General features: G+C 45.1%; 4 protein-coding genes. All 4 read left to right on the top strand.

What is annotated here, in order from left to right; translation table 11 throughout:
* The first annotated feature begins 444 nt into the window (after positions 1-444).
* Positions 445-1,245, top strand: a complete 801-nt coding sequence (locus ACJROR_RS11135; RefSeq protein WP_406041247.1) for a hypothetical protein — start codon at positions 445-447, stop codon at positions 1,243-1,245.
* Between the two features lie 91 nt (positions 1,246-1,336).
* The gene (locus ACJROR_RS11130; protein ID WP_406547113.1) at positions 1,337-1,798 is read left to right on the top strand and encodes a hypothetical protein; all 462 of its coding nucleotides are present in this window, start codon (positions 1,337-1,339) and stop codon (positions 1,796-1,798) included.
* Between the two features lie 125 nt (positions 1,799-1,923).
* Positions 1,924-2,274, top strand: a complete 351-nt coding sequence (locus tag ACJROR_RS11125; protein WP_406041243.1) for a hypothetical protein — start codon at positions 1,924-1,926, stop codon at positions 2,272-2,274.
* Positions 2,275-2,499: 225 nt separating this feature from the next.
* Positions 2,500-2,882 (top strand): helix-turn-helix domain-containing protein (locus ACJROR_RS11120; RefSeq protein ID WP_406547112.1); only part of this gene is annotated, 383 nt, incomplete at its 3' end.

The raw sequence follows: 2,882 nt of genomic DNA, 5'->3' as shown, positions 1-2,882 counted from the left end.
AATTCTCAGAAATCTTCCGGTAAAGGCTGACAGGTTGCCGGCGATACGGTGTACCGGCTTCACTGATAAGCAAAAAACGACAGCAGCAGCAAACTGAAAAAATAATTACAGAGCCCGGGATTTTTTCTTGACTATTCGGGGTATGAATTAGTATATTTAATGTTGCTGACAGCGTTTCTTTTGCTTAGTTCAGTAGTCTATTTATCATGATATAAGTCATAAGCTTTTTTGCGATATAAGGCGGCAAACAAGCTTAATTTAACCTGGAAAATGAGGAAGCTTCGGGGTTCGGGAAGTTCCGCAAGTTACACACTGCTGAGCCGGCCCTCTGTTCAGGCTGCGCATTTGCCTTATCGTCTTGTATTCCGGACTTTTTCCGGCGGCAGTTCCGGATTCCGGGCATTCTTTATCAGATTCTTTTTTTGACTTTCGGGGAGTTACGCCATGAGTGAAATATGCTATCAGGACATTTTGCGGGAGAAACAGGCTGCCCTTGCTGAAATGGGACTTCCTCCGGTTTTTAAGCGGTATTCCGGTTCCTGGCTCCGGTATTTGCTGGACGGAGAGGTTTTTCAGGAATTTGCCCTGAGCGCGGTGAGCCGCTGGTTTGTTCCCGAGTTTAAGCCGGAAAGCTTCACTGGTACCTTTGCTCTAAGCCGGGACGGCGGCAGTACTATGACCAGCGTACTGGAGGGCATTTTCGATGACCACGCAAAATACGTGAATCCGGACAGTTCAGAGGGCGCTTCTGACAATGACGCCGGCAATAAGGGCATTCTCCTGGACGCCTTTTACATTTCCTGGGAGTTTATTACCCCGTCAAAGAAGAAAAAGAAGCAGCTTTTAAGAGGGTTCGGGATAACAAGATGCCTTAAGGTGCAGTTTGTGGTCAAAAGAAGCAGCGCGAATCTGCTTCGGCCGGAAAAATGGGAGAGCTTTTATGCTTTCATGCGGGAGAGAACGGTAAACGGAGTAATTGTCAGAAAACCGGATTTCAACGGTCTTAACCTTCTTGAATTAGAGCCCCTGAAGTTCCGGAACCGGAAGGAAGCCCCCGCTCCGGGAGATTTTCTGGAGAACTTCATGAGCTTTATCACTGCGGAAACCCCGGAGGATTCTATCCTGGCTTCAGAGCGAGCCGGGGGCCTGCTGGATGATGCGGTAAGAAGAGATCTGGAGTTTATGACCGATGAAGAGAAATGGGAAACTTACCTGGCCGAGCTGAAAATGGTTAAAAGGGATTAAAGCGTGACGCTGTCTTGCCCCCGGGATTTCCTGAGCAGCGGATGCGCTGCTGATTTCCGCGGCTCTGATGAACACACTGTGAGGATTAGAGATGATTATTTCGGAGTTACAGGAACTTAACGATATCTCCACCGTTTCCAGGTGTGCCGGAATGTGCATAGCTGTCAGCCCTGGCAGGGACAGAACCGGAGACGAGTACTTCAAGGTCTGTAATGCTTTTTCAGCGTTAGAAGCAACAAAAATGATAAGAATTCTTTTCAGGAAACCTGAGTACGTGTTTATCGGCCAAAGGAGACCCGATGACTGGATTTTGTCTTCCGCTGAAAAGAGAGAACTTATGAAGTTTTTAAGAAAAAAGGTAATCCTTGCAGACTCTCCTAGGGCAGTTCATCATGTTCCGGTGTTTCAAAAAGCTATTGTCCTTTTTAACTACGAGAGAGGACTTGGTTATTCGCCGGAAGAGGCGTTTTCCTTAATGCTGGAGGCAGACCAGGAGGGGTACCTCCCGCTGAACCTGGAAATGCCTGACTATACAGCGCTTGAGCAGCTATGATCCCTGGATAAAGAATCGCCTTCACGGACTCGTTCTGCCGCAGAGGATCTGCTGTTCTCTGCGACAGATCTTAAAGAAATTGTGATCTGACTTATTATTCAGCAGAGCGAATTAAGGAAATAATTATGGAACCCGAGAAAAATGAAAATGATGATTTCATTTATGATACGATTACTTTTTCAAAAAAGAATCATAAAAGCCTGCCGGCCAATCTTTGTATTTCAACAGGAGAATTTGCATTTGAAAACCCGAGAATAAAAATCCAGCAAGACACTGATGAAGCAATCCATATGGAACATGCATTCTTTATGACCGTTCCTGAAAAGGAAATCATTGGCGATCCCGGAACACTGGATAATGATATGCTCGGCTATTTCAGAAATTTTATTGATAATAATGAAGAAGCTTTAATTAAATTCTGGTATGAAGGTCAGAATTTAGATACCATGGACGTTATCGATTCATTAATTTTCTGATAGTAATTTTCTGAAAGCAGGATGTTTATTGAAAACCCCTTCTGAAAAGGTTAAGCTTAACAAGCAGCTGACAAAGGTTATAGATCAGGCAGCTGAGCTGCGCATTTACTAAGAAAAGATTCATCACCTCGCAGATCAGATGATTGCGATAGATTTGGATGATGGTGTAAAGGCTACCCCAAGTTCCAGGATGTACTGACTAGGATTAAATAAGGTTTTGCGGTCGTGAACATAGAAGAACTTCTTCACGGTGAGTCCGGAAATATCGAGTACAGGGAAAAGCTCCCAGGTAACTCGGATGAATACACGAAAACAGTTGTTGCTTTCGCTAATACTCAGGGCGGCAAAATTGTTTTCGGTATTCCTGATGGCACCAAAAGAATTGTCGGAATTGATGCGGACATCCTTTTTCAGGTGATGGACACAATAGCGGCAGCGATTTATCATTCCTGCGAACCTGCAATTGTTCCTGACATTGCTCCGTGTACTGTCGATGGAAAGAATCTTATCGTCGTTACGGTGTCTCCGGGAACCCAAAGGCCGTACTATCTGAAATCCAAGGGAAAAGAAACCGGAACTTATGTACGAGTCGGAGTGACAAATCGGCC

Origin of the sequence: Succinimonas sp., assembly GCF_045225735.1 — a bacterium.
In the GTDB taxonomy this organism is placed as follows: Bacteria; Pseudomonadota; Gammaproteobacteria; order Enterobacterales; family Succinivibrionaceae; genus Succinimonas.
Note: the sequence above shows the minus strand (reverse complement) of the source record. Positions and strands in the feature narration are given on the sequence as shown.